This window comes from Photorhabdus sp. P32 (assembly GCF_038085095.1).
Lineage (GTDB): Bacteria > Pseudomonadota > Gammaproteobacteria > Enterobacterales > Enterobacteriaceae > Photorhabdus > Photorhabdus luminescens.
Window position 1 is genome coordinate 1 of record NZ_JAZGJN010000116.1, and the last position, 1,475, is coordinate 1,475.

Annotated in this window: 1 pseudogene; it reads left to right on the forward strand. The window is 60.5% G+C overall.

Annotated elements, in window-relative coordinates:
* Positions 1-1,475 (forward strand): annotated as a pseudogene (locus V2H77_RS00625) (type IV secretion protein Rhs); the annotation flags it as partial.

A 1,475-nucleotide genomic window follows, 5' to 3' on the forward strand; every position in this document is an offset into this window, starting at 1 on the left:
CCGTGTGGCAATACAGCTATGATGCTGACAGCCTGCAACTGACCGGCATGACCGACCCGCTGCAACGCACCTGGCTGCCTTTATATGATGAGCAGGGCCAGCCCGCCGGATTTATTGCGCCGGACGGCCGGAAAACCACGCTGACCCGCAATGCCTTCGGGCTGGTGACGTCAGAAACCGACACCGACGGCAACTGTCTCACACAGGAATATGATAAGCATCAGCGGCTGGTGAGAGTGCTGGATGAGGAAAACCGGACTGTCAATCTGGGTTATGACAGTCAGGACCGGTTACGAAGCCTGACGGCAGCGGGAGCGCTGTGGCGCTGGCGTTACGACCGTCATCACCGGGTTGCGGTCAGCGACCGGCCGGACAACCATCCTGAACACTTTACCCACGACCGCCACGGGAACTTAACCTGCTGGACCGATGCCCGCGGCGTGAAATGGCAGGTGGAATATGGCCCGTTTGACCTGCCGGTCGCCCGGCGGGATGGCGAAGGACATCGCTGGCAGTATCGTTACGATGCGGATACGCTGCAACTGACGCAGGTGATTAACCCACAGGGGGAAACCTACAGCTACACACTGGATGCGGATGGCCGGGTTATCACCGAGCAGGATTATGCCGGCACGCAGTGGCACTACCGTTATGACCTGTCGGGGAACTGCATTGAGAAACGGGACGGGGAAGAGAACCTCACCCGCTATGACTATGATGCCGCCCGCCGGCTGACGGCTCTGCATACCCCGGAAGGCGTCACCCGTTATCATCACGACATTCTGGGACGACTGTTAACCGTGGAATCCCCGGACAGCACCCTGCATTTTGAATACGACGACCAGGACCGGATAGTGCGGGAAATCCAGCCGCACGGAGAAATTCAGCGTCGCTACCCGGATAACCGCGCCGCAGAGCGGCAGTTGTTCACCGGAGAAACCGCGCCGCCGGCCGGCCCCGCCCGGTTTACCGGGCAGACCCGCCTCAGCCGCTGGCAGAGCCGGCGGGAAGTTAACCGGGCGGGCGAACTGATTAGACTGACACTGGAGGATCAGCCGCCCCTGACCATAGAACGGGATGACGCCGGCAGGGATACGGGACGTTATGTGGAAGGGGGATTTATTCTGCGTCAGCAGTACAGCCTGATGGGCCAGTTAACCGCACAACGGGCCGGCCGTAATCCCCATTTCTTCCGGCCGGCTGAACCGGAAGAGATTGCCCCCGCTTATGCGGGCGTGGCGCGCCGGTATGAATACGATGCGACGCTGAACCTGACCGCGGTCAATGACGACGGACAGCAGTTAAATTATCTCCTCAACGGCAACGGCCAGATAGTTTCGGTGGGTGAAGGCCGGACGCTGCGTGAACATTATCAGTATGACGCCGCCGGTTACCCGTCAAGGCGGTTTGACGGGGCGCAGGAAATTATGGGGGAAACTCTCTACCAGGAGGGCCACCGCCTGAACTGGGTGGGT